The sequence below is a fragment of the Brevibacterium oceani genome (genome assembly GCF_013623835.1).
Lineage (GTDB): Bacteria > Actinomycetota > Actinomycetes > Actinomycetales > Brevibacteriaceae > Brevibacterium > Brevibacterium oceani.
Genome location: NZ_JABKDE010000001.1, coordinates 117,406 through 143,246 on the forward strand (window position 1 = coordinate 117,406; position 25,841 = coordinate 143,246).

At 66.5% G+C, this 25,841-nt stretch carries 26 protein-coding genes and 1 tRNA gene; 13 read left to right on the top strand and 14 right to left on the bottom strand.

What is annotated here, in order from left to right; all coding sequences use genetic code 11:
- The first annotated feature begins 39 nt into the window (after positions 1-39).
- On the top strand, positions 40-609 hold the full coding sequence (locus HK401_RS00505) for a GNAT family N-acetyltransferase (protein ID WP_181272711.1): 570 nt from the start codon (positions 40-42) through the stop codon (positions 607-609).
- A 10-nt stretch (positions 610-619) separates the two neighbouring features.
- A complete protein-coding gene (locus HK401_RS00510) occupies positions 620-871 on the top strand; it encodes a PspC domain-containing protein (protein WP_181272712.1) in 252 nt (83 codons plus the stop codon).
- 53 nt (positions 872-924) lie between these two features.
- Here HK401_RS00510 and HK401_RS00515 read toward each other — a convergent pair whose 3' ends face one another.
- Positions 925-1,926 carry an aldo/keto reductase gene (locus tag HK401_RS00515; protein WP_181272713.1) on the bottom strand — a complete coding sequence of 334 codons (1,002 nt, stop codon included), beginning with the start codon at positions 1,924-1,926 and terminating at the stop codon, positions 925-927.
- Positions 1,927-2,027: 101 nt separating this feature from the next.
- Here HK401_RS00515 and HK401_RS00520 point away from each other — a divergent pair, with 101 nt between their 5' ends.
- Complete coding sequence (locus tag HK401_RS00520) at positions 2,028-2,867, top strand: helix-turn-helix transcriptional regulator (protein WP_181272714.1); 840 nt, start codon at positions 2,028-2,030, stop codon at positions 2,865-2,867.
- A 79-nt stretch (positions 2,868-2,946) separates the two neighbouring features.
- The gene (locus tag HK401_RS00525) at positions 2,947-4,362 is read left to right on the top strand and encodes a dihydrolipoyl dehydrogenase family protein (RefSeq protein ID WP_181272715.1); all 1,416 of its coding nucleotides are present in this window, start codon (positions 2,947-2,949) and stop codon (positions 4,360-4,362) included.
- A gap of 37 nt (positions 4,363-4,399) precedes the next feature.
- Here HK401_RS00525 and HK401_RS00530 read toward each other — a convergent pair whose 3' ends face one another.
- From HK401_RS00530 to HK401_RS00540, 3 genes are all read right to left on the bottom strand, one after another.
- The gene (locus HK401_RS00530) at positions 4,400-4,885 is read right to left on the bottom strand and encodes an RDD family protein (protein ID WP_181272716.1); all 486 of its coding nucleotides are present in this window, start codon (positions 4,883-4,885) and stop codon (positions 4,400-4,402) included.
- 23 nt (positions 4,886-4,908) lie between these two features.
- Positions 4,909-4,981 (bottom strand) — tRNA-Lys (locus HK401_RS00535).
- Between the two features lie 195 nt (positions 4,982-5,176).
- Positions 5,177-6,115 carry a hypothetical protein gene (locus HK401_RS00540; RefSeq protein ID WP_258233890.1) on the bottom strand — a complete coding sequence of 313 codons (939 nt, stop codon included), beginning with the start codon at positions 6,113-6,115 and terminating at the stop codon, positions 5,177-5,179.
- Positions 6,116-6,290: 175 nt separating this feature from the next.
- Between HK401_RS00540 and HK401_RS00545 the strand changes: the two genes are divergently transcribed.
- From HK401_RS00545 to HK401_RS00555, 3 genes are all read left to right on the top strand, one after another.
- Entirely contained in the window at positions 6,291-6,878 is a 588-nt protein-coding gene (locus HK401_RS00545) for a hypothetical protein (RefSeq protein ID WP_181272717.1), read from the top strand.
- Between the two features lie 414 nt (positions 6,879-7,292).
- Complete coding sequence (locus HK401_RS00550) at positions 7,293-7,847, top strand: DUF47 domain-containing protein (RefSeq protein ID WP_258233891.1); 555 nt, start codon at positions 7,293-7,295, stop codon at positions 7,845-7,847.
- A 3-nt stretch (positions 7,848-7,850) separates the two neighbouring features.
- The gene (locus HK401_RS00555; RefSeq protein ID WP_181272719.1) at positions 7,851-8,861 is read left to right on the top strand and encodes an inorganic phosphate transporter; all 1,011 of its coding nucleotides are present in this window, start codon (positions 7,851-7,853) and stop codon (positions 8,859-8,861) included.
- Positions 8,862-9,180: 319 nt separating this feature from the next.
- Here HK401_RS00555 and HK401_RS00560 read toward each other — a convergent pair whose 3' ends face one another.
- Positions 9,181-9,663, bottom strand: a complete 483-nt coding sequence (locus HK401_RS00560) for a DUF4383 domain-containing protein (RefSeq protein ID WP_181272720.1) — start codon at positions 9,661-9,663, stop codon at positions 9,181-9,183.
- Positions 9,664-9,723: 60 nt separating this feature from the next.
- Here HK401_RS00560 and HK401_RS00565 point away from each other — a divergent pair, with 60 nt between their 5' ends.
- Positions 9,724-10,047, top strand: a complete 324-nt coding sequence (locus HK401_RS00565) for a hypothetical protein (RefSeq protein ID WP_181272721.1) — start codon at positions 9,724-9,726, stop codon at positions 10,045-10,047.
- Positions 10,048-10,179: 132 nt separating this feature from the next.
- Here the strand turns inward: HK401_RS00565 and HK401_RS00570 are convergent, their stop codons facing one another.
- The gene (locus tag HK401_RS00570) at positions 10,180-10,740 is read right to left on the bottom strand and encodes a dihydrofolate reductase family protein (protein ID WP_181272722.1); all 561 of its coding nucleotides are present in this window, start codon (positions 10,738-10,740) and stop codon (positions 10,180-10,182) included.
- A 120-nt stretch (positions 10,741-10,860) separates the two neighbouring features.
- On the opposite strand from HK401_RS00570, the gene HK401_RS00575 reads away from it, so the two are divergent.
- Positions 10,861-11,499, top strand: coding sequence for a winged helix-turn-helix transcriptional regulator (locus tag HK401_RS00575; RefSeq protein ID WP_181272723.1), 639 nt, complete (start codon positions 10,861-10,863; stop codon positions 11,497-11,499).
- 230 nt (positions 11,500-11,729) lie between these two features.
- On the opposite strand, the gene pstB is transcribed toward HK401_RS00575, so the two are convergent.
- From pstB to HK401_RS00615, 8 genes are all read right to left on the bottom strand, one after another.
- Complete coding sequence (pstB, locus tag HK401_RS00580) at positions 11,730-12,509, bottom strand: phosphate ABC transporter ATP-binding protein PstB (RefSeq protein ID WP_181272724.1); 780 nt, start codon at positions 12,507-12,509, stop codon at positions 11,730-11,732.
- A 52-nt stretch (positions 12,510-12,561) separates the two neighbouring features.
- A complete protein-coding gene (gene pstA, locus HK401_RS00585; protein ID WP_181272725.1) occupies positions 12,562-13,698 on the bottom strand; it encodes a phosphate ABC transporter permease PstA in 1,137 nt (378 codons plus the stop codon).
- Between the two features lie 5 nt (positions 13,699-13,703).
- Positions 13,704-14,654, bottom strand: a complete 951-nt coding sequence (gene pstC / locus HK401_RS00590; protein WP_181273235.1) for a phosphate ABC transporter permease subunit PstC — start codon at positions 14,652-14,654, stop codon at positions 13,704-13,706.
- 206 nt (positions 14,655-14,860) lie between these two features.
- Entirely contained in the window at positions 14,861-15,961 is a 1,101-nt protein-coding gene (gene pstS, locus HK401_RS00595) for a phosphate ABC transporter substrate-binding protein PstS (protein WP_181272726.1), read from the bottom strand.
- A gap of 182 nt (positions 15,962-16,143) precedes the next feature.
- Positions 16,144-17,121 (bottom strand): NUDIX hydrolase, encoded by a 978-nt coding sequence (locus HK401_RS00600; protein ID WP_181272727.1) that lies wholly within the window; start codon positions 17,119-17,121, stop codon positions 16,144-16,146.
- Entirely contained in the window at positions 17,118-19,292 is a 2,175-nt protein-coding gene (locus tag HK401_RS00605) for an RNA degradosome polyphosphate kinase (protein ID WP_181272728.1), read from the bottom strand. The genes HK401_RS00600 and HK401_RS00605 overlap by 4 nt, the downstream gene beginning before the upstream one ends.
- A complete protein-coding gene (mshD, locus tag HK401_RS00610) occupies positions 19,267-20,250 on the bottom strand; it encodes a mycothiol synthase (RefSeq protein WP_181272729.1) in 984 nt (327 codons plus the stop codon). Before mshD ends, HK401_RS00605 begins: the two co-directional genes overlap by 26 nt.
- On the bottom strand, positions 20,247-21,287 hold the full coding sequence (locus tag HK401_RS00615) for a winged helix-turn-helix domain-containing protein (RefSeq protein WP_181272730.1): 1,041 nt from the start codon (positions 21,285-21,287) through the stop codon (positions 20,247-20,249). Before HK401_RS00615 ends, mshD begins: the two co-directional genes overlap by 4 nt.
- Positions 21,288-21,381: 94 nt before the next feature.
- Between HK401_RS00615 and HK401_RS00620 the strand changes: the two genes are divergently transcribed.
- The 4 genes from HK401_RS00620 to gabT all read left to right on the top strand — a co-directional run bounded on the left by HK401_RS00620 (position 21,382) and on the right by gabT (position 25,812).
- A complete protein-coding gene (locus tag HK401_RS00620; RefSeq protein ID WP_246490442.1) occupies positions 21,382-22,185 on the top strand; it encodes an ammonia permease in 804 nt (267 codons plus the stop codon).
- Positions 22,186-22,392: 207 nt separating this feature from the next.
- Positions 22,393-22,992, top strand: a complete 600-nt coding sequence (locus HK401_RS00625) for a heme-binding beta-barrel domain-containing protein (protein WP_181272731.1) — start codon at positions 22,393-22,395, stop codon at positions 22,990-22,992.
- A 1-nt stretch (position 22,993) separates the two neighbouring features.
- Positions 22,994-24,259, top strand: a complete 1,266-nt coding sequence (gene ygfZ / locus HK401_RS00630; protein WP_181272732.1) for a CAF17-like 4Fe-4S cluster assembly/insertion protein YgfZ — start codon at positions 22,994-22,996, stop codon at positions 24,257-24,259.
- A gap of 185 nt (positions 24,260-24,444) precedes the next feature.
- Positions 24,445-25,812, top strand: a complete 1,368-nt coding sequence (gabT, locus tag HK401_RS00635; RefSeq protein ID WP_181272733.1) for a 4-aminobutyrate--2-oxoglutarate transaminase — start codon at positions 24,445-24,447, stop codon at positions 25,810-25,812.
- Positions 25,813-25,841: the final 29 nt, after the last annotated feature.

The following is a 25,841-nucleotide window of genomic DNA, read 5'->3' on the forward strand; positions in this document are numbered from 1 at the left end:
CGACGACAACGAGCCGATGGCACCAGCGGAAAGGAACCGATGACTGCCGAGCTGCTGCTGCGCGCACCGAACCGCGACGACGAGGCGACCCTGCAGCAGTTCCATGAGCAGCTGCGGGCCGAAGACTTCAGTTTCCTCCTGGCCGAGGGGTCGTGGGACGACATCCTCTCAACGATCGCCCGCGAGGCCCGCGGAATCGACCTCCCACCTGACCGAGTACGGGCCGAATTCCTCATCGCCGAGGTGGCCGGACAACCCGTCGGACGCACGTCCATCCGCTACGAACTCAACGATTTCGTGTTCGAGTTCGGCGGGCACGTCGGATATGCGGTCGCCCCGGAATTCCGTCGCCGAGGATACGCCCAGCAGATCCTGACACGTTCGGTCGAACGGCTGCGCTCGGCCGGAGTCGAGAGCGTGCTCGTCACGTGCGATGAGACGAACATCGCCTCGGCAAGTGTGATCGAACGGCGCGGGGGAGTCCTCGAGGACGTGCGCGACAACAGTGATGGACCGCCGAAACGCCGCTACTGGATCGGCGCGGATTCCGGTTTTCCTCAATCGGCCTCGACGGTCAGCACTAGTGCCGCGTTGACGGCGGATCAGTAGAGTCGAAGACATGAACTCACTATTCGACTCCATCCGCAAAATCGGTTTCCGCCGCGGTCCCGACCGCATCCTCGGCGGCATCGCCGGCGGCCTCGCCGAGGTGACCGGCATCAACGTCTGGCTGATGCGCCTGCTCGTCCTCGCTTCGTTCCTGCTTCCGGTCATCGGACTGGGCGCGTACGTCGTCGTCTGGATCCTCACGCCGTGGCAGGACGGATCGATCCCGCTCCAGCAGGTCTTCGGCGGCCGCTCGCTCGAGTAGGCGCGCGAGCGCGCCTCGAGCGCTGGGCGGAGCCGCCTCGGCGGCTGCCGTCCTCAGCGCTCGCTGTCCAACTGAGCCATGAGAGCCGTGGGATAGCGGTCCCCCCGGACCTCTGTGCCCGCCAGCACCTCGGCGACGGCGGCGAGATCATCGGAACTCAGCTGCACCTCGGTGCTGGACAGGGTCGCCCTGACCTGGTCCGGCGTCCGCGATCCGACGACCGGGACGACTCCCTCACCCTGCGCTGCGACCCAGGCGATCGCCAGCTGGGGGAGTGTGATCCCCCTCGCCGAGGCGAGTTCGCCCAGCGCCGAGGTGATCCCCTGGTTGTGGACGAGGTTCTCCCCTTGGAACCGGGGGAACATCGCGCGGTTCCCGTCGGTCTTGCCCGCGAACATCCCCTTCGCGAGTGCCCCGTACGCGGTGATTCCGATGCCGAGTTTGCGGCAGGCGTCGAGGATCCCGTTCGACTCGATGGAACGGGTGAGCAGTGAGTATTCGATCTGCAGATCGCTGATCGGGGCGACGGCGGCCGCGCGGCGGATCGTCTCCGCACCGACCTCGCTCAGTCCGATCGAGCGGACGTACCCTGCCTCGACGAGTTCGGCGATGGCTCCCACGGTGTCTTCGATCGGCACATTCGGGTCGAGTCGTGCCGGGCGGTAGATGTCGATATGGTCTGTGCCGAGGCGGCGCAGCGAGTAGGACAGAGAGTTGCGGACTGCGTCGGGCCGCGAATCGAAGCCGATGAAGGCTCCATCCGGTGAGAGCACCGCGCCGAACTTCACCGACAGGATGACGTCGTCGCGATCGCGTTCCGCCAGTGCTCGCCCGATGAGCATCTCGTTGTGGCCGGCTGCGTAGAAGTCGCCGGTGTCGATGAGGTTCCCACCAGCGTCGAGGTAGGTGCGGATAGCCGCGGTGCCCTCCTCGTCGGAAGCAGGTCCGTAGGCGCCGGACATGCTCATGGCGCCGAGGCCCGGTGAGGTGACGAAGGGTCCTGCGGTTCCCAGCCGGCGGTGGTCGATGGCCCGTGTTTCGCTGTGTGTTGTCATGGACTCGAGTCTGGTGGGGAACCACCCCGGCGGGAAGGCTCAGTTGATCCACGGACAACCTGTACCTGGATGGGCCATGGCCGAGGGAGGATAATGGGCGGATGACTGATCGCCTGGAACTCGCGGACTTCCTTCGCCGTCGTCGCGAGAGCCTGCGTCCCGATGCCGTCGGCCTCGGCGGCGGGGCCAGGCGACGCACCCCCGGGCTCAGGCGCGAAGAGGTGGCGATGCTGGCAGGTGTCTCCGTCGACTACTATGCCCGACTCGAGCAGAGTCGCGGAGCGACGCCCTCGGCGTCTGTGGTCACTGCGGTCGCCCGAGCCCTGCAATGCGATAGGGATGAGCGAGATCACCTGCTGCATCTCGCGGGTCATCCGGTCCCGCGGCGCGGTGGCGACGGGCACATCCGTCCGGGGCTCATCGCCGTGGCCGACCGTCTCGTCGACGTACCCGCTGTGATCATCACCGACCTCGGCGAGGTAGTCTGGCAGAACCACATGGGGCGGGCTCTGTTCGCCGACCTGCCCGTCGGACCGGGCCGGGATCGGAACCTGATCTGGAGATGGTTCGACGATCCGCAGTCGCGACCCATGCCGCAGGAGGACTGGGATCGGATCTCTGCGGCGCACGTCAGTGACCTGCGGGCCACGTTCGCGCGCCGATCGGGGGACCGGCAGGTGCGGGAATTCGTCGCCGATCTCATCGACCTCAGCAGCGAGTTCGCACAGCTGTGGGAGCGTCACGACGTCGCGATCCGACGGACCGACGTCAAGAACTTCATCCACAAGGACATCGGCCTGCTCGAGTTCCGGTGCGAAGTTCTGCTCACACCCGATGACGACATCTCGCTGCTCGTGTTCTTCCCGCTCGAGGGCACCGAAACTGCGGATAAGCTGGCACTGCTCGGCGTCGTCGGGACACAGTCGCTGACCTCGGGGTGAGCGGCGCAGTCGACGCGGAGGCGGCAGGAACCACTGAGCAGGACGAGGAATCGACCCACACGATGCGAAAGAGGCACCCATGACGACGATCAGTGAGCACCCCGACTACGACCTCATCGTCATCGGTGCCGGCCCTGTCGGTGAGAACGTCGCCGACTATGCGACGAAGCGCGGGCTGAGAGCCGCAGTCGTCGAATCCGAGCTCGTCGGCGGCGAATGCTCCTACTGGGCGTGTATGCCCTCGAAGGCGCTGCTGCGCAGCGGTCAGGCTCTGCGTGCGGCACGCCGCGTCGACGGTTCCCGTCAAGCCATGGCCGGCAGCCTCGACGTCCCCGCCGTCCTCGCCCGGCGCGACTCCTTCACCAGCGGGTGGAAGGACGCCGGGCAGGTCGCCTGGCTCGAGGGCGCGGGCATCGACCTCATCCGCGGCCGCGGTGAACTCGCCGGTGAGCGCAGTGTACGGGTGGGGGAGCGGACCTATTCCGCGCGAGCTGTGGCGCTGGCCACCGGTTCGGTGCCGATCCTGCCGCCCGTTCCCGGCCTCGCCGAGGCACATCCGTGGGGGACGCGGGAGGCGACGTCGGCGGAGGCTGTGCCCCCGCGCCTCATCGTGGTCGGCGGCGGGGTGGCCGGTGTCGAGATGGCCTCCGCCTTCGCCTCACTCGGATCCGCTGTCACGGTCGTCGCGCGCAGCGGGCTGCTGGGCAGGGAGGAGCCGTTCGTCGGGGAGATGCTCGAACAGGGCCTCGCCGAGGCGGGAGTCGACGTCCGCCTCGGGGCGTCACCGAGTCGCGTGGATCGTGGCGATGACGGAGTCGTGTGTGCCGTCCTCGACGACGGCTCCACGATCGAGGCCGAGGAGATCCTCGTCTCGACTGGGCGTCGTCCCGACGCCGACGGCCTCGGCCTCCCCGAGGTGGGGCTCACGGAGAGACTGACCGTGGATGAGACGATGCTCGTTGAGGGCACCGACTGGCTATACGCCGTCGGCGACGTCAACGGCCGGTCCCTGCTGACCCACCAGGGCAAATACCAGGCCCGGGCGGCCGGAGAGGCGATTGCGGCGCGGATCCTCGGCGGTCCCGTCGACGACGGAGTCTGGGGACGCCACGTTGCGAGTGCCGATCATGCGGCGGTCCCGCACGTCGTGTTCACCGATCCCGAGATCGCGAGTATCGGACTCACGGAGGCGGCTGCTCGTGAGCAGGGACTGGCCGTCGCTGCTGTCGAAGTCGACCTCGGCGGGGTCGCCGGTGCCGCTCTCCACGCCGATGGGTATGCGGGGCGGGCGAAGCTCGTCATCGACGAGGATCGGCACGTCGTCATCGGGGCGACGTTCGTCGGGCAGGACGTCGCAGAGCTGCTCCACGCGGCCACGATCGCGGTCGTCGGTCAGGTACCGATCGAGCGTCTCTGGCACGCTGTCCCGTCGTATCCGACGATGAGCGAAGTCTGGCTGCGCCTTCTGGAGGCCTATGGGAGGCCCGGGAGCTGAGGATCGGGCATGACCGTCGGACTGTCGGCGATCTCGACTACCGGGTCTGCGGGACCCGACGATAGACCCGGATCGGTACCGTGTCGATCGTCGGTGCGTCGAGGATCGTCCAGATGACCAGCACGATGACGATCGGGAAGAACCCGACGGCGAGGTAGCGGCCCATCCCTCTCCCGAAGCCCACGCGTCGGCCGAGGTCCTTCTGCAGTGAGACGACTCCGGTCAGCGCCTGGCCCGGGGAGACCGTGCAGCCGTAGAGTGCCCCGAAGACGAGGAGAGCGAACGGGTAGCTGATGAGCGCCGCGGCCGTGGCGGCATCGATCGAGACGACGCCGGCGCCTTCGAGCGAGAGCGCCGCAGTCGCGATGAGAGCGGTCAGCGCGAGGACGAAGACGGCGTCGAGGACTCTCGCCCATCGCCGCCGACTCGCAGGGGCCGGGGGCAGCAGCTGTCCGTTGCGCAGTGTCCCGTTCGCGTGGTCCTGGATCCCGGCGTGGGCCGGACTCCCGAAGTTCGCACTCATGTGAGGCCTTCTCTCGACATCGGTGGGCCCCGTGGGGATCGAACCCACGACCCGCGGATTAAAAGTCCGCTGCTCTACCAACTGAGCTAGAGGCCCCGCCCCAACACGACCGCAGGACAGAGCCCGCGACAAGCAGTTGGAGACTCACTCATATTAGAGGTTCGCGACCTCATTACTCAAACCAGACTCAGGAGCATAAGAGCGGGGCCGACGGCGACTCTCATCACCGTCGGCCCCGCTCCGAGAGTCCCTCGGATCAGCGTCGTGCAGATCACTGCAGAACGCTGACGATCACTTCTCCAGTTCGGGGCGATCCTCACCGCCGTCGGTCCGAGGCAGAGCGTCCGGCGACTCGAGATCGTCCGGGTCGGTCGGTTCGATGACGTCGGATTCGATGGCCTTGTCCTTCTTCAGCTTCCCGACCAACGCGGAGACGTACTTCAGCCCCGACAGCAGCCTGCGATCCTTCTTCGGGGCGACGTATTCGGGGTCGGTCTCGATCGGGAAGACCGAGGGTGCGGCACCGAAGGCCTCCTTCGATTCGTTCGCGACCTGTCGAGCCATCTGCGCGTTGACCACACCGCCGATGACAGCGCCGATGCCGAAGGGCAGGAGCCGGCCGACGAGAGAGCCGCCGGCGCGTGCGGCGAACTTGCGGATGAAGGTCTTCCGCAGCTTGCGCACCAGCAGGTCGACCAGGGGAGCAGGCAGCTGCTTGGTCACCGTGGAGCCCCAGCTGCCGAGCATGGAATCCACGCCGCCGTTCTTCTTGCTGAAACGCTGAACGAGGTTCTTCCCGTCCTTGCCCAGCATGAGGCCGAGTACGAGGGCATTCGCACGCTTGGCATCGGCGACCGGCAGCCCGTGGATCTCAGAGATCGACTGCGCGAACAGAGCGGTGCCCTCGAGGAATCCTCCGGTCTCCATGGTTGCCACGCCGAGAGCTGCGGTCGTGCCGAGCCCGGGGACGGCCGCGGTGGCACCGACGGCCGCTCCGCCGGAGGTCGTGAGCGTCAGGTAGTGACGGCGAATGATCTTGATGAGCTCTTCGGGAGTCGCATCGGGGTGCCTGCGGCGCAGACTGCGCACATAGGCCAGGGCGACGGGGCGCTGCACGGACAGCAGACGCGACAACATCGACTGGGCGCGGGGATTGAGGGTGCCATCGTCGTTGACCGCGAGCTGCGCCGCCTTGTCGATGCCCTTCTTCGCCACTGATGATTTTGTCACGAGAGTTCCTCCTCGTTTCGGTCACTCGCACCTGCGGGTCGCAGACGCGAATCACTGCCAAGCTTAGTAGCGACCACTGTGAGTCGAACGAGCGGATCCTGACCGTCGAACGAAAGCCGGACTGTGACCTGCGCCCTGGTCGGCGCACACTTGCAGGGACTAGACTGCCGTGACGATGACACAGCGCCCCTTCCACCGCCCCGTTCCCCTCGCCGACCTCGACTCCGTCGGCGCCTCCGACGACCCCGTCTCCCGCTCCGAAACGTCCCACGCCACCGCTGCCCTGCTCCTCGGTGATGCCGACGGCAACCGCGACGAGGCGGCCACCAGGCGATTCATCGACCTCGCCGATGACATCGGCTTCGAGCTCATCGCCGAGATGTGGTCGGCCGCCCCCGCCGTTTCCGCACCCGGTGCCCTCTGGCGCCTCTACGCCCTGCGCCAGTGGATCAGGACCGCGCCTCGCGAACTCTCCGAGATGTTCTCTGACGGACAGCGTCGCATCGACCGCGGCATCGGCTACGAGGAGATCCTCGCCGGCGTCGAGCTCCCCGCCGGCCCCGACGAGGTCGCCCGCGCGATCGACGAGATCCTCGCCGGGGCCTTCCGCGGCGACGTCGTCATCGCCCTGCTGCGCGCCGCCGCGTTCGTCGGCATCTGCGCCGAAGGCACCGACGACGCGGACACGGGCACCCGACTGCGCCGACTCTCCCAGGACCTGACCGACGCCGCAGTCGCCCATCGCCGAGGCGGCCTCGACTGACCGGTGACCCCCGGAAGCAGTCTCGCCGAGGTGGCCCCGACCATCTCACACACGCTCGTTTCCGTCTCGCCGACCTCGGGATCGTATTCCTGCCCGGCCATCATCGGGACTGTGAGATTATCAACGCACGAAGGGCCGCCTCGGCGGTGGACTCATCAGTGTGAACGAGTATCGTAGGGGGTGGCCTTCGGGCCACCGGACGCTGGATCGCTGAAGCCCCGGGCTCCAAATTCAGCCGCTTCGAGCGGCCTTCCGCCGAGAGGCGCTCTCGGTCCAGCGTTCGGCACATATCATTGAGGCATCATGCACATTCGTCCGGCGCGACCGGGCCCCGGGCAGGAGGAGCGCATGCGGCTCAAGCGAGTACCGCAGGACACTGTCTTTTATGAGCGGCTGTCCGATCTCGTCTCTCAGATGAGGCAATGCAATCTGGTGCTCGCCGAACTCTCCGGCATCGATGTCGGCACCCGCCGTGACGTCGCCGACCGCCTCCGCGAGATCGGGGACAAGGCCGACGAAGACATGGGCGCGATGCTGCGGGCACTGCGGGAGAACTACATCACCCCCTTCGACCGCAACGACCTGTACCTGCTCAGCCATCACATGCGCGACATCTGCCACCGCCTGCACGGGGTCGGCTTCGTCCTCGCCTCCGAGGCGTTCGATCCTCTGCCCTCCGGTGTCCCGGAGACCCTCGCGGTGCTGTCGAACCAGACCGACCACACCTCCCGCCTGATCAGTCGGCTGCCGGGCAAGCTCGACCAGTGGGACTATGTCGATGCGATCAATCGGCTGACGTACCAGGTCGAGACCCTGCAGTGGCGAATGTCGGATGCGGTGCCGAACTCCAAACGAGGGCTGACCTACATGGCCGCGGTCTCCCAGCTCGGGCAGGCGTTCGTCCGGGCCGCCCACGGATTCACCGAGCTCGGCAAGGTCGTCGCCGCCATCGCGATCAAGGAGTCGTAGTCCGTGGAGGTGCTGTTGGCCGGTGTCATCATCGCCGCGGTGATCTTCGCCGGCTCGAACGGCTTCCACGACGCTGCTCTGACCATCGGCAACGCCGTTGTCGGGCGTGCACTCAAACCGGGCTGGGCGCTCAGCCTGGCCGTGGTCTTCAACTTCATCGGGGCGCTGCTCGGCGAAGGCATCGCCCTCGTCGTGGCCAACCAGATCGTCTTGTTCACCGGCTCGGACTCCCTCATCCTCACCTGTCTGCTCATCGCCTTCGTCGCAGCGACGATCTGGAGTCTGTTCACCTATTTCCTCGCGCTTCCGGTGTCTTCGACGCACTGTCTGATCGGCGGTCTGCTCGGCGCCGGCGTGGTCTTCGGGTTCTCGGTCAACGGTGCCGAGGCGATGAACTCCGTGGTGTGGCCGCTGCTGCTCTCACCTATTCTCGGATTCGCTCTGGCCTGGGCGCTGACGCTGCTGGTGTCGAAGCTGCTGGCCTCGACACCAGCGAAACCGATGTTCAGAGGTGCTCGCATGGTCGACTCCGTGCTCACGGCCTCGCTGTCACTCGTCCACGGCGTCCAGGATGCACAGAAGGTCGCGGCCCTGGTCATGGTGGCCATCCTCGCGGCCGATTCCACCGCGCAGGATGGTCTCTCGGTCGTCGACATCTCATGGCCGGTGCGCATCCTCATCGCCGCCGCGCTGGCAGTGGGCACCGGGCTGAGCGGTTGGCGAGTGGTGCGGACCCTGTCGGTGCGGATGGTCCGACTCGACCCGCTCAAATCGGCCGTGGCCGACGGGGCCGCCTCGGTGCTCATGTACATTGCGGCCCTGGTCATGCGCGTGCCGGTGTCGCTGACCTTCGTGCTCGGGTCGTCGATCCTCGGCACCCAGTACGCGGGCCGGAAGGGCCACGCTCGGGCCCGCTACTTCGTGCCGATGTTCGGTGTGTGGCTGCTGACGATCCCGGCCGCGGCGCTGTTGGCCGTGATGATCGGCGGGATCGTCAGGGTCACGATCATGTGACTGCTGTTTGTGTCTGCCGCCCGAGACAACGGCGCCGCGCCGAGACAACGGCGCACACCCTCTGTGTCAGGCTGTAGTGAGACAGCCTGACACAGCAGGTGGGGAATAGGTGAAAGTCATGGCCAAGCAACACCGCCCACGTTTAACCATCAATGAGAAACTCGCTTTCCTCGACGAATACGAACGCGTTCCGCACGGGCTCGTACCGATGGCCGGGCCGCCACTGCGCGGGGCCGGCCCCAGTGCGGTGCCGGCCCTGGCGGACCCAGCCCCAGCGCGGTGCCAGCCTCGGGCACGGCACGGGTTCGGCCTCGGGGTATCAGCCTCGTGACTTGCGGCCGAAGACGAACCCCGTCGTGATCATCGCGGCTGCGAGGACGAAGTGCAGCCAGTTGTCGGCGGTGTTGAGCGGGACGAAGTTGCCCATCGACTCCATCGGCACGACGAGTCCATAGATCCACAGCACCGCGTAGACGATGCCGCCGACGATGAGGTAGCTCTTCGCCAGCCCGCGTGAGCGCAGGCCCAGCAGGCCGACGATACCGAAGAGCAGGTGGACGACGTTGTGGAGCACGGAGACCTGGAAGATGCCCAGCAGAGCCGCCTCCGAATGGTGCCCGGCGAACATGATGGTCCCGAGATTTGCGGTGATCCCCGGAATGAAGCCGAGGATGCCGACAAGCAGGAACACGGCGCCGAAGATGCCGGCGACGACCTGCACTGGGGTGCGCCCTCCTTGCCTGAGGGTGGCGGTGCGCGATGACTGGGAGTCGGACGGTGAAGCGGAACGCGGCGTGGTCATGACGGTCCTTTCGACGGAATGGTCATTGTCACCGGTGATTCGGAGCCCTCCCGACCGCGGATGGATGTCGTAACGAGGAATTCTCCGCAGCGGGCACCACCCCTGACCTGCCGCGAGCGCCTGCCGGCATGGCTGGGTCCCTTGGGCGGCAGGCGCCTGCCGATCACGCTGGCGACGATCCCCGCGACGATCGTGCCCCTGGCACTCTTCACCGGCGGCATCGGCCTGATGCGCACCGTCTTCGCCGGGCCGGCCGAGGTCTTCGCCGACAGCTGGTGGGCGACGATCGGTCCGACGCTGCTGTTCCCGGTCTGGGCCGTGGCCCTCGGCTGGGCAACCTTCGCCTACCCGCAACGCCGCCAGGCGGCCGAGTCCCGCGGCTGAGGACGCCGAGGCTCCCGAAGCGACCTCATCGCCGCAGGTCGGAGGCTGAGCACCGAGACAGCGGCTGAGCGCCGAGACCACTGTGCACACAGCGTTGCCTCGGCGTTCCACCGTTGCCTCGGCGCGATTACGTCATGTGCGCCGGGGGCCGTACGTGGTGAGCAGGTTGCCTTTGCTCGTCCGCTGCACATCGCGCAGCTCCAGCCGAGTCGTCGCTCCGCCTTCGAAGAGTGAACGTCCGCTGCCCGCAACGACGGGATGGATCGCCAGAGTCAGCTCATCGACGAGCCCCGCCTCGACGAGCTGACGGACCACCGACATGGAACCTTCCACGGCGATCTTCCCACCGTCGGCCGCCTTGAGACCACGCACGAACTCGACGAGGTCACCGTCGATGAGGCTCGAATTCTCCCACCTGAGATCTTCGGACCGCAGAGTCGTCGAAGCGATGTGCTTGGGCGTCGCGTTGATGAAGTCGGCGAACGGCGAGTCTTCGCCCTCGGTGTGACTCGGCCAGTAGTTCTCCCACTCCTGATAGGTGACCCGGCCGAGGAGGCAGTCATCGACTCCTCCGATGGCTGTGGTCATCCATTCGCCCATCTCTTGGTCGAAGGAATCGAATTGGAAGTTGAACGGGTCCGATGCGACGCCGTCGAGTGACTGGAACAGGGCGGCGATGACTGTGCGGCTCATGATGTACTCCTCGTTGAGTGTGTGTGGCTCAGTGCAGTGATGCTCGAACAGCAATTCTTGAATGGTTCATAAACTGAACTACTATTTCAATAATGAACCGATGTGGTTACACTGTCAATCATGAAATCGTATGGACAGTACTGCGGCCTCGCTCGGGCAGCCGAGGTGCTGGGGGAGAGGTGGTCGCTCATCATCCTCCGTGACCTCCTCATCGGGCCGAAACGCTTCAACGAGCTGCGTCAGGGCATCCCCGGAATCCCGTCGAACCTCTTGACCACCCGGCTGCGAGAACTCGAATCCAGCGAGATCGTCGAACGCAGCCTCGAAGGGCGCCACGTCGTCTACCGGCTCAGCGACTACGGCAATGACCTCGGGCCGGTGCTCATCGGACTCGGACGATGGGGCTCTCGCCGCCTCGGTGCCCCGCGAGAGGGAGAGGCGCCGACGAACAGCTCCCTGGCCGCCGCACTGATGACGTCCCGCACGGGGGACGCAGTCGAGCCATTCACCGTCGAGGTGACCGCGGGCCCGGCCATCGCGCACGCCGCCGTGTCCGCGACCGGTGTCGACCTGGCCGAAGGCGCCGATCCGCACGCGCAGCTCTTCGTCGGCGGATCCGGACTGTGGGATCTCCTCGCCGATGGCGATGCACAGGCGGCGCTTGCGGCCGGAACCGTGACAGTGGGCGGCGACCAGCGCCTGCTGGCCGAGTTCGTTCGGGCCTTCCGCGCCCCGCTCGACGAGGCAGTCGGCAGCTAGCCGGCAGGGTGCGCCCGCCGGCAGAGTGAGCCGGACGCGGCGAAAAACAGAATTGTTTGGTCGATCCACCGTGTTTCTGACGAGCAGAACGCGCCGGATCGACCAAACACTGACGTGTTGCCAGTGCATTCGGCCCGAAACGACGAACCGTGCACCCAAAAGACTGACCGTGTGCCCAAAAGACTGACCGGACGCCCGCAACGACGAGCCGTCGCGGCCGCGGCCTCACATCACCCGAAGCGGCCGGAGATGTAGTTCTCGGTCTCTTCCTTGTCCGGGTTGGAGAAGATCGACGAAGTCTCGTTGAACTCGATGAGCTTGCCCGGCTTGCCGGTGCCGGCGATGTTGAAGAACGCGGTCTTGTCGGACACGCGTGCGGCCTGCTGCATGTTGTGCGTGACGATGACGACCGTGTACTTGTCCTTGAGGTCGTTGATGAGGTCCTCGATCGCCAGCGTCGAGATCGGATCGAGGGCCGAGCACGGTTCGTCCATGAGCAGGACCTCGGGTTCGACGGCGATTGCGCGGGCGATGCACAGTCGCTGCTGCTGACCGCCGGAGAGTCCGGAGCCGGGCAGGTTGAGGCGGTCCTTGACCTCGTTCCAGAGGTTCGCTCCGCGCAGGGCACGCTCGGTGAGGTCGTCGGCTTCGGACTTCGACAGGCGCCTGTTGTTCAGGCGCACCCCGGCGAGCACGTTCTCCTTGATGCTCATGGTCGGAAACGGGTTCGCACGCTGGAAGACCATGCCGACCTCGCGGCGGACGTTGACGGGGTCGACGCCGGCGCCGTAGATGTTGTTGCCGTCCATGAGGACCTCGCCGGAGACGCTGGCTCCCGGGATGACTTCGTGCATGCGGTTGAGCGTGCGCAGCACGGTGGACTTGCCGCAGCCGGAGGGGCCGATGAAGGCGGTCACGGAGCGGGGTTTGATCTGCATCTGCACACCGTCGACGGCGCGGAAGTCGCCGTAGAAGATGTCGAGATCCTTGATGTCGATCTGCTTGGACATTGTGTTTCCTATCCGTGGATATTGATGAGTCTAGAGAATCGAAAGCTGCCCATCAGCGTCCGGCCTTCGGGGCGAGGACCTTCGCGATGATGCGGGCGAGCAGGTTGAGGACCATGACCAGCACGACGAGCACCAGGGCGGCGGCCCAGGCGCGCTCGGAGCTGGCCAGAGCGGCTGCGCCGGGGGAGACCGGGCGCAGCTGCGAGTCGTAGATGAAGGTCGGCAGCGTCGACATCCAGCCGGAGAACAGGTTCCAGTTCAGCGTCTTCGCGAAGCCGGCGGTGACCATGATCGGAGCGGTCTCGCCGATGACGCGTGCGATGGCGATGGTGACGCCCGAGAGGATCCCCGACACCGAGGTGGGCAGCACGATCTTCACGATCGTCTTCCACTTCGGCACGCCCAGGGCGTAGGAGGCCTCCCGCAGATCCATCGGCACCAGACGGAGGATCTCCTCCGTGTTGCGCACGACGATCGGGATCATCAGCACCGACAGGGCCACGGCCGCGGTGAAGCCGGTCTTCGCGATTCCCGCCGAGGCCGGCATGATGAGGTTCGCGACCGTCGAGAACAGCGCGAAGGCGAAGAGACCGGCGACGATCGAGGGGATGCCGGTCATCACGTCGACGAGGAAGGTGATGGCCTTCCCCAGACGGTTCTTGTTCGCGTACTCGACGAGGTAGATGGCGGTGAGGACGCCGACCGGGATCGAGATGATGCATGCTGCCACGGTGATGAGTACGGTGCCGACGATCGCATGGTAGAAGCCGCCGGCCAGGGTGGCCTCGCCGGCGACATACTGCTGATCGAGCACGCCCTTCATGCCGAGCATGGTCCGGGTCAGCAGGTCGCCGCTGATCGCGGCCCCGCCCTTGGATACGGTCAGCCACAGGAGCGAGACGAGGGGAACGCACGCGAGGATGAACGTCGACGTGACGATCGTGGTCGCGACCCGGTCGACGGCCTTGCGGCGGCCTTCGTAGGAGGCGGAGAGCACGAACACGGCGATGAGGTTGATGAGGCCGGCGAGGACGGCGGCGACGGGGATGTTGAAGCCGCCGAAGGCGATGAAGCTGATGACGATCGCCGCGATGATCGAGGCTGCTGCGACGACCCACGGGGTCGCTTTGGGCAGCTGTTTCGAGGTCAGCTTCGCGGGCTTGGAGACGACGGTATCTGCAGTGGTCATTCTTCTCAGCTTCCCTTCACCGAAGTACGGGCGACGATGGCGCGGGCTCCCATGTTCACCAGCAGGGTGATGACGAAGAGGACGAGTCCGACCGTGATGAGCTCGGACAGGCGCAGGCCGGCGGCCTCCGGGAAGTTCTGCGCGATCTCAGAGGCGATCGTCTGGTTGCCGCTGACGACCAGTGAGGCGGTGAGGACGCCGGGTGAGAGGATCATGGCCACGGCCATGGTCTCACCGAGTGCGCGACCGAGGCCGAGCATGGTCGCCGAGACGATGCCGGACTTGCCGAACGGCAGCACGGCCATCCGGATCATCTCCCAGCGGGTGGCGCCGAGGGCCAGGGCCGCCTCCTCCTGCAGACGCGGGGTCTGGAGGAAGATCTCACGCGTGAGCGAGGTGATGATCGGCAGGATCATGATCGACAGGACGAGGGACGCGGTGAGGAGGGTGCGGCCCGTCTGCGACACCGAGCCGTCGGCGGCCGGCGCGAAGATCGGAATCCAGCCGAACCACTGTGACAGCCACAGGTAGAAGCCGGTGAGGTTGCCGGCCAGCGCGATGCCCCACAGGCCGTAGACGACCGAGGGGATGGCGGCGAGGAGGTCGATGACGTATCCGAGCACCGGGGCGAGCTTGCGCGGCGCCATGTGCGTGGTGAACAGCGCGATGCCCAAAGCGAAGGGAGTCGCCACGACGAGCGCGATCGCCGCGGAGATGAGCGTGCCGATGACCAGCGGCCAGACGTAGGAGAAGAACCCCTTGCCGCCGGTGATCTGCGAGGGATCGGTCAGCTGCGCTTCGATCGTGTCCTTCGACTGGGCGAGCAGGAACAGGGCCACACCGGCGAGGATGACCAGGATCAGGATGCCGGCGATGAGTGTGGCGGCCGAGAAGATCCGGTCGCCGGGACGGACGACGGCCTTGGGTGCGCGCCCGTCGGGCTTCGAGGACGGCATCTGCTGCCCGGCCTCGGGTTCGGAGCTCGGCCCGGTGGGGCCTGACTCGGTGGTCTGTGTGCTGGTCGGCACAAGTACTCCTCACGTGACTTGTGGTGGAACCCGGGTGGTCCCACAGGCACCGAAGAGCGGCGCAGGGCCTCTGCGCCGCTCCCAGTTGGTTATTCTTCGAGGTCAGAGACCACGATCATGGAATTCGGACAGGCTCACTCTGCGACCTTGATCGAGTCGATGACCTTCTCGATCTGCGAGCGCAGGTCGTCCGACAGCGGGGCGGAGCCGGCCGAATCGGCGGCCGACTTCTGTCCCTCCTCCGAGATGACGAACTTCTCCCAGGCCTTGACCATGTCCACGGTCTCCTGGTCCTTGTAGGAGGAGCAGACGAGGTGGTAGGAGACGAGCACGATCGGGTAGGCACCCGACTCGGTGGTGTCGCGGGCCAGGTCGAAGGCGAGGTCGCCTTCGCCGCGTCCCTCGACCTTCTCGGAGGCGTCGACGACCTTGGTCGCGGCCTCGGGGGAGAGCTCGACGAATTCGTCGCCGACCTTGACTTTGGCGGTCTTCAGCTCACCGACGGCCGAGGCATCCGCGTAGCCGATGGCTCCGTCGGTGTCGGAGACGGTCTGGATGATGCCGTCGGTGCCCTGAGCGGCCTCGCCGCCGTACTCCTTCGGGAAGTTTCCGTCGACCTCGGCGTCCCAGTCCTTCTCGGCGGTGGCCTTGAGATACTCGGCGAAGTTCTCGGTGGTGCCCGAGTCGTCGGCACGGTGGACGGCGGTGATCTTCGTATCGGGCAGATCGGCGTCCGGGTTGTCCTTCTTGATCGCCTCGTCGTTCCACTTCGTGATGTCGCCCTTGAAGATCTTCGCGATGGTCTCGGGGGACAGGTTGAGCTCGTCGACGCCTTCGACGTTGAACGTCACGGCGATCGGGGAGATGTAGACCGGGAACTCGTAGGCTCCGTCGGCGCCGCAGGCTTCCTTGCCGGCCTCGACCTCATCGTCATCGAGGTGAGCGTCGGATCCGGCGAACTGGGCGTTGCCTGCCAGGAACTGCTCACGACCGGCACCCGAGCCGTCGGGGGAGTAGTTGACGGTCACGCCGGAGTTCTCCGAGGTGAAGTCGGCGGTCCAAGCATCCATGGCAGCCTTCTGCGAAGAGGCGCCGATGCCGGTGAGGGTGCCCTGCAGGTCACTGTCGCCGCCGCTGGCTTCCTCTCCGGTTGCCGAGGCTCCGCCGCAGGCTGAGAGGGTGAGAGCGCCGACCGCGAGAATCGCTGCGGAGGGGGCGAGATGCTTCATCTTCACGAAGATGCCTTTCATGTTGTGGAGACAGCTCGAGAGTTCTCGATTGTTCGCTGTCCACGCTAAGGATCACGCGTGAAGTGCAAGGAGGCGAAACGTGAATGGGAGGTGAATGACGGTTGAAGGATCCGCGCACTTCTGAGTGCCCGATCACAACCCCGGCCGCATTCGTGAAAGGATCGTTGTCAGCCGTCGATGGGGCGGACGCGTTCGATCTCGACGATGCGCGGCACCGGACCCGGACGCACGTAGGCGATGAGGACCTCACCGGGTTTGAGGTACGGGTCCTCCTTCGGCAGCTTCTCGACGACCCGCTGCGGGGCGTGCGTACGGTAGACCTCGAAGATCGTGGGCAGCACCGGACGGTGGGTGCAGTAGATGACGGGCTTGCCCTTCTCGAGGATCTTCTCGATCCACCGTGCGGTCTTCGCCGGGTTCGCCGCCGTGGCCTTCTCGGACAGCGTCGTCACCTTCTTGATCGACCTGCCCGTCGCCGCCGACAGCGGAGCCAGGGTCGCCATGCACCTCTTCCATGGGCTGGAGATGAGCTTCTTCGTCTCCCACGCCCCGAGCAGCCCGGTCAGCGCCATCGCCTGCCTGGTGCCGAGCTTGAGCAGGGGGCGGACATGCTCGGTCTCGTACCACTTCGACCGCGGGAACGCCTTGCCGTGGCGGACGAGGATGAGAGGCCACGCGGACAGCGCCTCCGTCGAATCGTACTTCTCCAGGGCATCGAGCTGATCGCGGTCGGCATAGGAGGTCAGCTTCGTCCGCGCCTGCTCGACCGGCAGCCACTGTGCCCGGTCGACCTCGCGTTCGTTCATCGGCGCGAACGGGGGATCGCCCTTGACCTCGGTGGACCAGTAGAAGACCTTCTTGAGCTTCTTCCCTCCGACCATGTATTCGGCGGTGGGCAGGGGGATGCCCAGGTGGATGTCGAATCCCGTCTCTTCCCTGACCTCACGCACGGCCGCCTCGGGCAGCGTCTCACCAGGCTCGACCTTGCCCTTGGGCCAGGACCAGTCGTTGTACTTCGGACGGTGGATGAGGGCGACTTCGAGGCCATCGGCCCCATGACGCCAGCACACGGCACCGGCTGCCAGCACATCGGCGTCGACACGCGACGACGCCTGCGCGGTTTCGACCGGTGAAGGGCCGCTCACGCCTCGTCCCCGATCCGCCGACGACTGCGGTGACGGCGGATGAGCTCCGTCTGATAGTCGATGAGGATGGTGCCGTCGGCATCGTGGGTGCGCCGGGTCCACTTGCCGTCTGCGGCGAGTTCGAACGCCGAGGTGGTCTCCGTGAAGGCGAGATCGAACAGATCGATGATCTCCTCCCGGTGGTTGTCCTGGACGATCTGCACGAGGGTCTCGACCCGCCGGTCGAGGTTGCGGTGCATCATGTCCGCCGAACCGATGTAGACGATCGGGTCCCCGCCGTTGCCGAAGACGAAGGCGCGGGAGTGTTCGAGGAATCGACCGAGCACGGAGCGGACCGTGATGTTCTCGCTCAGCCCTTCGATGCCCGGACGCAGGGCGCAGATGCCGCGGACGAACACCTCGACGCTCACCCCGGCCCGGGAAGCCCGGTAGAGGGCGTCGATGATGGCTTCGTCGACGATGGAGTTGACCTTGATCCTCACCTGCCCGGCACCGCCGGCCTCGGCGATGGCGATCTCTGATTCGATGAGGTCGACGAGCCCGGTGCGCACCTGGGTCGGAGCGACGAGGAGGCGTGAGTACTCCGAGCGCGGGGCGTAGCCGGAGAGCTGGTTGAACAGCTTCGTCAGATCGTCGGCGACGGCGGTGTCTCTGGTCAGCAGACCGAAGTCCTCGTAGCCGCGTGCGGTCTTCGGGTGGTAGTTGCCGGTGCCGACGTGGCAGTAGCGGGCCAGTCCCTCGGCCTCCTGGCGGACGACGAGGGAGAGCTTCGCATGCGTCTTGAGACCGACGATGCCGTAGACGACGTGGACGCCGGCGCGCTCGAGCTTGCGCGCCCACGTGATGTTGGCCTCCTCGTCGAAGCGGGCCTTGATCTCGACGACGGCGAGGACCTGAATTCCGGCCTGCGCGGCGTCGACGAGGGCGTCGATGATCGGCGAATCGCCGGAGGTGCGGTAGAGCGTCTGCTTGATCGCGAGCACGTTCTTATCCGCGGCGGCCTGTTCCAGGAAGGCCTGCACACTCGTGGAGAACGAGTCGTAGGGGTGGTGGAGGAGGATGTCACGGCTGGACACCGCCGAGAACACGTCGACCTGATCGCTGGATTCGCGCAGGGACAGGTCCTTGTTCATCTGCGGAACCATCTTCGGATAGTGCAGATCATCGCGGGGCACATCGGCGATGTCGGACATGCCGGAGAGGTCGAGCGGCGTCGGCAGATGGTAGATCTCGGATTCGTGGATGCCCAGTTCGTCCTTGAGCATCTCGAGCACCCGGGGGTGGATGTTCTCCGTGATCTCCATCCGCACGGCCGGTCCGAAGCGGCGGCGCAGCAGCTCTTTCTCCAGGGCCTTGAGCAGGTTCTCCGCATCGTCCTCTTCGACCTCGAGGTCTTCGTTGCGGGTGACGCGGAAGGTCGAGTGGTGGATGACCTCCATGCCTTCGAACAGCGTGCCGAGGTGTTCGGCGATGATGTCCTCGAGGGCGACGAAGCGGGCTGGGACGTCGCGTCCGGCGGGTCGGTCGGTCGCCTCGGCGACGTTGAAGAACCGGGGCAGGCGCGGGGGCACCTTGACCCGGGCGAAGAGCTCCTTGCCGGATTCCGGATAGCGCAGGAGCACGCCGAGGTTGAGCGAGAGGCCCGAGATGTAGGGGAACGGGTGCGCGGGATCGACGGCCAGGGGCGTGAGGACGGGGAAGACGTGACCGAAGAAGAATTCGTCGACGCGGGCGCGCTCGTCCTCGGTGAGATCATCGACCTGGACCTTCGTGATCGACTCCGCGTCGAGGCGGGGGCCGATGTCGTCCTTGAGCAGGGCGGCGTGCCGACTCATCAGTTCGTAGGCGCGCACGCCGATGTCGTGCATGACCTGCGCGGGCATCCGGCCGGTGACGCTCGGCACGGCCAGACCGGTGTTGATGCGGCGTTTGAGGCCGGCGACGCGGACCATGAAGAACTCGTCGAGGTTGGTCGCGAAGATCGAGAGGAACCGGACCCGCTCGAGCAGCGGGATCTCCGGGTCGGAGGCGAGGTCGAGGACGCGTTCGTTGAACGCGAGCCAGCTGAGTTCGCGGTCGAGGAATCGGTCGGCCGGGTCGGGCAGATTCAGCTCCTGCCCGGCTGCTGCGATGTCGTACAACGCTCTACTCCTTCTCGCCTGCGGGTGCATAGGCCACGTGCGCGATCGCGACGTGGAAGCCCAACCGCTCGTACAAGCCTAGCGCCGGAGCATTGTCCGATTCGACGTAGAGTTCGATGACCCCGGCCCCGTCGGCGACCATCCGTCGCAGGCCCTCGACCGTGAGCGCCTTGCCCACCCCCTTGGCGTGGATGTGCGGGTCGACCCCGACGACATAGACCTCGCCGAGGCGGCCTTCAGTCTCCGTGTCCGTGATCTTCGTCTGGTGGAAGCCGATGACCTCTCCGTCGCGGACGGCGAGGATGACCGTATCCGGGTCGAAGTCGTCGGCGGTGACGATGGCATCGATGTCGGCACGGGTCTGCGAACCCTGTTCGGGGTGCCAGTCGAAGGCGGCATTATTCACGGCCAGCCAGCCGTCTTCGTCGCCGGGGGCGAACGAGCGGATCTCGACGCCGTCGGGGGCATCGGTCTCGGGCAGGTCGGTCAGGCTCAGACCTTCTTCGGTGCGCATCTGGTAGAGGACGCGGTCGCGGCCGAGTCCGTACTTCTTCGCCAGATGGGCAGCGGCGGGGTGGTCGCCGTGGGACCAGCACCAGGCCTCGGGCTGCTCGTCGAGGATCGTTCTGAGCAGCTTCTCGCCGAGTCCGGTGCCGCGGTGTTCGGGGGCGATGAGGAATTCGGCGGCGTGCCGCTCTCCCTGCAGGGCGCGGATGCCGAAGCCGATGAGCTCGGCGCCTCCGCCGGCAGTCGCGACCTCCGCGTCGGCGGCAGATGCGGCACTGCCGCCGTCTGCGTACACACGCCACACGCTCGAGGCGGTCTGCGCCTCGTGGGAGGTGTCCTCACCGGTGGCGATGGCGATGAGCACGCCGGAGATCTCGGCAGCGCCGTCGGCGAGAGCCACGCGGTCGAGGAATGCCTGCTCCGCCTCGGTGAGGGTGTCGATGGGGGTGCCCGTGACCGCTCCGCTGGCCGTAATCGTCATACCTTCACGTCCTCCGTGCTCGTCGTCTCTCCCGAGTCGGGATGCTCGTCTTCGGGGTGCCCGCTGCCCGCGGAAGTCGAGGACTCCTTCCCTGATTCCGCGGAGTCGGGCGCGTCGTTCTCCTCGCCCTCATCCTCGTCCTCGGTGACGCTGTCGGCGCTGAATCGGTAACCGACATTGCGCACCGTGTGGATGGCGTTCTCGAGGTCTTTGCCGAGTTTCGCACGGAGGCGTCGGACATGCACGTCGACGGTGCGGGTGCCGCCGAAGTAGTCGTCACCCCACACGGCCAGCAGAATCTCGTCGCGGGTGAAGACGCGTTCGGGGTGCATTGCGAAGAACTTCAGCAGCGCGAACTCGCGATAGGTCAGGTCGAGGCTGCGACCGCCGAGCTCGGCGGTGAATGCGGTTTCGTCGATGCGCAGAGTGCCGGTGACGACGATCATCGGCTCACCGTCGGCATTCCACGGACCGCCCTCGACCCCCTCGCCGAAGTACCCCTGCGCACCGGCCTCCCGGGAGGTGGCGACCGGGCCGCGCCCGGAATCGAGGGGACCGCGTCCGGTGCGGATCGGCCCCCGACCGATGCCGCTGACCGTCGCCCCCATGCCGCCGGCGCCGGCAAGATACGGGCCGCCGAGGCGCGCCCCGCCTGAGTAGGGGCCGGAGGCCGCAGCCTGACGCTGACGATCACGGGCCACGCGCAGCCGCGCCTCCACCTCGGCGGGGCCGGCAGTCGTGAGGATGAAATCTGACACGTTCCACTTCGCCGAGGCGGTCGCCAGTCCGCCCTCTCCGAGCACGACGATGACCGGCGCGGTGACGCTGCGGTGGGTGAGCACCTCGGCGATCCGCGGGGCCAGGGACAGGTCGAGGCAGGCGTCGGCAATGACGACGTCGGCGTCGAGCGACTCACGGTCGGCGGTGGTCAGGGCATCGGCGCCGAGGCGGCTGACCTGGTGACCGAGGTACTGCAGCGATTCGGGGGCGATGGGGGATTCGACGCGAGCCGTGGGGCAGATGTGCAGGATCCGCATGTGCTGCCTCCACCTCCTCGGTGTGTGTCGTCTGAGTAGAAGTATAGCGAGTGCGAAATCGCGAAGCCGTGACCGGATGAGGCACGATAGTGCTGTGATCAGATGGATTCGAGTAGCCGTCGCACTGGTGCTGGTGCTGGCCCTGAGTGCCTCCGTGTACTGGGGCTACACGCTGTTCCTGTTTGCGACCGGGCTCATCGTCTTCGGCGTGGCCTACGGTTGGCCGCGCCTGACGGACTCCCCGCAGCCGCGGGCGACGTCGATCATGCTCGCCCTCTTCGGGGTGGCCGGTCTCTTCGCCGCATGGAACGACGACTCCGCACCATACCTCGACTGGCTGCCGGTGCTCGCGGGCCTGGGCCTGCTATGGACGTTCGTGCAGAACCTCACCCGCGGAATCGGCGCCTCGGACGCGGTGGCGAACGTCTCCGCGCAGGTCTCCGGCCTCGTCATCGTCCTGTCCGCGAGCACCTGGGTCGCGGCGATCACGGTGCCCGGTGACAAGGAAGCCATCGTCGTCGGCCTCTTCGCTCTGCTGATGGCCCAGTGCATGACCGCGCTGCCGTGGCCGGCGATCTACACCTCGCCCCTGGCTATCGTCATGGCCACCGCCGTCGCCGGAATCCTCTCCGTGCTCGTGTTCGAACATGCGATCTCATGGCCGACCGCGCTCGTGCTGGGAATCGTTATGGGTCTGCTCGTCGCCGCGGTCGATCGGATGCTCGGACTCGTCGCGTTCGCGAAGTTCCAGGCGGCGAGCCTCGAGGCCTCACAGAACATCGAACTGAAGAAGAACGTGGAGAAGGCGCGCAGCTTCGCCGTCCAGCTCGCCCTGGGTGCTGCCCCGATCGCCCTCGGCGGCGTCGTCGTCTACGCCCTCGAACGCATCGCACTCTGAGCACCTCCCCATCCGGGTCTGCAGCGGACTTCTGTGCCAGCGAACCGGATGCACAACGAGTTGCCGGGAACTGTAGACTGAGGGCATGGAAAATCTCGTTGCTCTCGAAATCGTCTTCTCCAGCCTCGTCGGCATCGCCGCACTCGGTGCCCTGGGCGTGGGAGTCAAGGTCGTCACCGCGCTGTTCAAAGACAACCGCTGAGACCGATGATCGAACTTGACGCCTCGGTCCATCCGGAGCTCGTCCCCCTGTCCTGGCTGATCGGGTCGTGGGAAGGCGTCGGAGTCGTCGGCTACGCGGATACGCCTGAGAAGCAGTTCGGCCAGCGCGTCGACTTCGTCGCCCACGAGGGCACCCCGTACCTGCAGTACACCGCGCATGCGTGGCTGCTGACCGAGGGCGGGGAGCTCGAATCGACCCTGACGCTCGAGACCGGCATCTGGCAGCTCGTGCGTCAGCGCGATGAAGGCGACGTCGGACCGGGCATGATGGTGCCCACCGCCGACCAGAGCTTCACCTCCGCCGCGGCCGTCGAAACACTGCGCACGAATGACGACGCGTTCGAGATCGAAGCCGAGATCGTTCACCCGCACGGAGTCATGGAACTCTACGCGGGCACCGTCAAGGGCCCGCGCATCGACCTCGCCACCGATGTCGTCGCCCGCACGAAGACCTCGAAGGAGTACACCGCCTCGACGCGGATGTACGGACTCGTCGGAGGCGAACTGATGTGGGCCTGGGATATGGCGGCCATGGGTCACGAACTCGCCTCCCACTCCTCCGCCAGATTGAAGAAGCTGTCTTAAGATGACCGATCCCGTGTCGCCGAACTCTGACGTCTCCGATTCGTCGTCGCCGGAGACTCCCGACACCCCCGCCGAGGCTCCGGCCGGCACACCTGAGGCCGTCGAGACCTCGACGGATGCCCTCGCCGAGGCGGCGCGTCGTTCCTCGCTCGCCCGGGGTCTGAGCTCGACCGCGGTGCTCGGAGCGGGAGAGCTGGCGCAGACGCCCATCCACTACGGGGCATCCCTGCGCGAACAGCGCGTCCTTCAAGAGAAGGACGGCCTCGTCGACCTCGCCCATCTGCGGGTGCTGCGCTTGAGCGGCCCTGACCGTCTGACGTGGCTGAACTCGATCACCACGCAGAAGATCGATGCCCTGGCACCCGGTGTGTCCACCGAAACCCTCGTCCTCGACCCCAACGGCCGCATCGAAGGCTGGCTGAAGATCGTCGACGACGGCGAGGCGCTGTGGGCCATCAGCGACCTCAACACCGATGAGACCCTCGACTTCCTCCGCAGGATGGTCTTCATGATGCGCGTCGAAATCGAGGATCTCAGCGACGACTACCAGTGCTTCGGCGCCGTCACCGCCCTGCCGGAGAAGCTGCCGGTGACGAAGCTGTGGTCCGATCCGTGGCCGCACATCGGCGCCGGTTCGGCGTCCTACGCCCAGGTCGACCTCGGCCTCGAGGTCGCCGGCACCGACCATCCCGGACTCGAGACTCCGTTCGTCATCGGCATCGTCAGACGCACCGACTTGGCCGGGCTGTCCGCGAACGATTTCGCCATGGCCGGGTTCGACGCGTGGGAGGCGCTGCGGATCGCCGCCTGGCGACCGGGACGCAATGAGATCGATCACAAATCCCTCGTCGGCGAACTCGACCTGCTCCGCACGGCCGTCCACCTGGCCAAGGGATGCTACCGCGGTCAGGAGGCAGTGGCACGGGTCCACAACCTCGGTCAGCCGCCTCGGCGGATGGTCTTCGTCCACCTCGACGGGTCCGGGCACATCGCCCCCGACCCCGGCACCGAGGTGCTCGCGGAGGTCCGCGGATCCGAACGATCCGTGGGGACGCTGACCTCGGTGACCGTGCACTGGGAGCTCGGCCCGATCGGCCTCGCCGTGGTCAAACGCAATCTCTCGCCCGAAGCGAGACTGAGCTTCGAAATGAGTGACGGCGACCGTGTCGTCGGCGCCCAGGAGACCATCGTGGTCCCCGTGCGCGAACACGAACGCGAACTGCCGGGCCGCAATCGCGACGTCGACGCACGCGGTCGCAACCGCTGATTCCTGCCATCGATTCGGCAGGTCTCCTGCCACTGATCCGCCCGATCGTCGCTTGCCGGACCAGCTGATCTCCGGCACCCGAATCGCAACGGATTCCGCACCTGTCAACGAGCGGATCGTGATGTTCTGCTCATCCCGCGGACGGCAAGTGACAAGAACCGTCGCGAACCCCTATTCTTCCCTTTATGACAGCTTTGGAAATTGGCGGCGAAGCTCTGCCGCAGGAACGTCAACTCGTCACCGAGATCCCCGGACCGAAGTCCCGTGAACTCGAGGCGCGTCGCAAGTCAGCCGTGGCGACCGGTGTCGGTTCGAGCCTTCCCGCCTATGTGGTGGCCGCCGGAGGTGCGATCCTCAAGGACGTCGACGGCAACCAGCTCATCGACCTCGGGTCGGGCATCGCCGTGACCACCGCCGGCAACTCGAACGCCCGCGTGGTCGAGAACGCGAAGGCCCAGATCGAGGCCTTCACCCACACCTGCTTCATGGTCAACCCGTACGAGAGCTACGTCGAGGTCGCCGAAGCCCTCAACCGCCTCACCCCGGGCGACCACGAGAAGCGCACCGTGCTGCTCAACTCCGGCGCCGAGGCTGTCGAGAATGCCGTGAAGATCGCTCGCGCCCACACCGGCCGCGACGCCGTCGTCGTCTTCGACCACGCCTACCATGGCCGCACCAACCTGACCATGGCGATGACTGCGAAGGCCGCTCCCTACAAGGCCGGCTTCGGTCCCTTCGCCGGTGAGGTCTACCGGGCACCGATGTCCTACCCGTTCCGCGACAACGACGCGGCCGGCACGAAGATCAGCGGTGAGGATGCGGCCAAGCGCGTCATCACGATGATCGAGAAGCAGATCGGCTCCGAATACGTCGCCGCGATCGTCATCGAACCCATCCAGGGTGAGGGCGGCTTCATCGTCCCGGCCGAGGGCTTCCTGCCCACGCTGGTCGAGTACGCCCGCGAGAAGGGCATCGTCTTCGTCGCCGACGAGGTGCAGGCCGGCTTCGCTCGCACCGGCAAGATGTTCGCCTCCGAATGGGAGGGCATCGTCCCCGACCTCATCACCACGGCCAAGGGCATCGCCGGCGGTCTGCCGCTCTCGGCCGTGACCGGTCGTGCGGACATCATGGACTCGGTCGGACCGGGCCGCCTCGGCGGAACCTACGGAGGCAACCCCACCGCATGTGCCGCTGCCCTCGGCGCGATCGCCGCGTATGAGGAGGACGGGCTGGCCGATCGGGCCGGACACATCGGCGAGATCATCGTCGACCGTCTGACCAAGCTGCAGTCGAAGTACCCCGAGGTCGGCGACATCCGCGGCCGCGGAGCCATGATCGCCGCCGAGTTCGTCGAGCACGACTCGATCGAGCCGAATGCGGACCTGGTGAAGAAGATCGCGGACTACTGCGCGAAGAACGGCGTCCTCGTGCTCACCACGGGAACCTTCAGCAACATCCTGCGCTTCCTGCCGCCGCTGACGATCTCCGACGAGCTGCTCCACGACGCCTTCGACGTCATCGAGGCCGGTCTCGCCGAACTCCTCCCCGCCTAACCCCTCCAATTACTACCTGACGGCGGCCC

What these genes read in the sequence shown, in the direction of transcription:
- HK401_RS00505 (WP_181272711.1), top strand. Translation starts at nt 40, where the DNA reads ATGACTGCCGAGCTGCTGCTGCGCGCACCGAACCGCGACGACGAGGCG.
- HK401_RS00510 (WP_181272712.1), top strand. Translation starts at nt 620, where the DNA reads ATGAACTCACTATTCGACTCCATCCGCAAAATCGGTTTCCGCCGCGGT.
- HK401_RS00515 (WP_181272713.1), bottom strand. Translation starts at nt 1,926, where the DNA reads ATGACAACACACAGCGAAACACGGGCCATCGACCACCGCCGGCTGGGA.
- HK401_RS00520 (WP_181272714.1), top strand. Translation starts at nt 2,028, where the DNA reads ATGACTGATCGCCTGGAACTCGCGGACTTCCTTCGCCGTCGTCGCGAG.
- HK401_RS00525 (WP_181272715.1), top strand. Translation starts at nt 2,947, where the DNA reads ATGACGACGATCAGTGAGCACCCCGACTACGACCTCATCGTCATCGGT.
- HK401_RS00530 (WP_181272716.1), bottom strand. Translation starts at nt 4,885, where the DNA reads ATGAGTGCGAACTTCGGGAGTCCGGCCCACGCCGGGATCCAGGACCAC.
- HK401_RS00545 (WP_181272717.1), top strand. Translation starts at nt 6,291, where the DNA reads ATGACACAGCGCCCCTTCCACCGCCCCGTTCCCCTCGCCGACCTCGAC.
- HK401_RS00550 (WP_258233891.1), top strand. Translation starts at nt 7,293, where the DNA reads ATGAGGCAATGCAATCTGGTGCTCGCCGAACTCTCCGGCATCGATGTC.
- HK401_RS00560 (WP_181272720.1), bottom strand. Translation starts at nt 9,663, where the DNA reads ATGACCACGCCGCGTTCCGCTTCACCGTCCGACTCCCAGTCATCGCGC.
- HK401_RS00565 (WP_181272721.1), top strand. Translation starts at nt 9,724, where the DNA reads ATGGATGTCGTAACGAGGAATTCTCCGCAGCGGGCACCACCCCTGACC.
- HK401_RS00570 (WP_181272722.1), bottom strand. Translation starts at nt 10,740, where the DNA reads ATGAGCCGCACAGTCATCGCCGCCCTGTTCCAGTCACTCGACGGCGTC.
- HK401_RS00575 (WP_181272723.1), top strand. Translation starts at nt 10,861, where the DNA reads ATGAAATCGTATGGACAGTACTGCGGCCTCGCTCGGGCAGCCGAGGTG.
- pstB (WP_181272724.1), bottom strand. Translation starts at nt 12,509, where the DNA reads ATGTCCAAGCAGATCGACATCAAGGATCTCGACATCTTCTACGGCGAC.
- pstA (WP_181272725.1), bottom strand. Translation starts at nt 13,698, where the DNA reads ATGACCACTGCAGATACCGTCGTCTCCAAGCCCGCGAAGCTGACCTCG.
- pstC (WP_181273235.1), bottom strand. Translation starts at nt 14,654, where the DNA reads ATGCCGTCCTCGAAGCCCGACGGGCGCGCACCCAAGGCCGTCGTCCGT.
- HK401_RS00605 (WP_181272728.1), bottom strand. Translation starts at nt 19,292, where the DNA reads ATGCACCCGCAGGCGAGAAGGAGTAGAGCGTTGTACGACATCGCAGCA.
- mshD (WP_181272729.1), bottom strand. Translation starts at nt 20,250, where the DNA reads ATGACGATTACGGCCAGCGGAGCGGTCACGGGCACCCCCATCGACACC.
- HK401_RS00615 (WP_181272730.1), bottom strand. Translation starts at nt 21,287, where the DNA reads ATGCGGATCCTGCACATCTGCCCCACGGCTCGCGTCGAATCCCCCATC.
- HK401_RS00625 (WP_181272731.1), top strand. Translation starts at nt 22,393, where the DNA reads ATGATCGAACTTGACGCCTCGGTCCATCCGGAGCTCGTCCCCCTGTCC.
- ygfZ (WP_181272732.1), top strand. Translation starts at nt 22,994, where the DNA reads ATGACCGATCCCGTGTCGCCGAACTCTGACGTCTCCGATTCGTCGTCG.
- gabT (WP_181272733.1), top strand. Translation starts at nt 24,445, where the DNA reads ATGACAGCTTTGGAAATTGGCGGCGAAGCTCTGCCGCAGGAACGTCAA.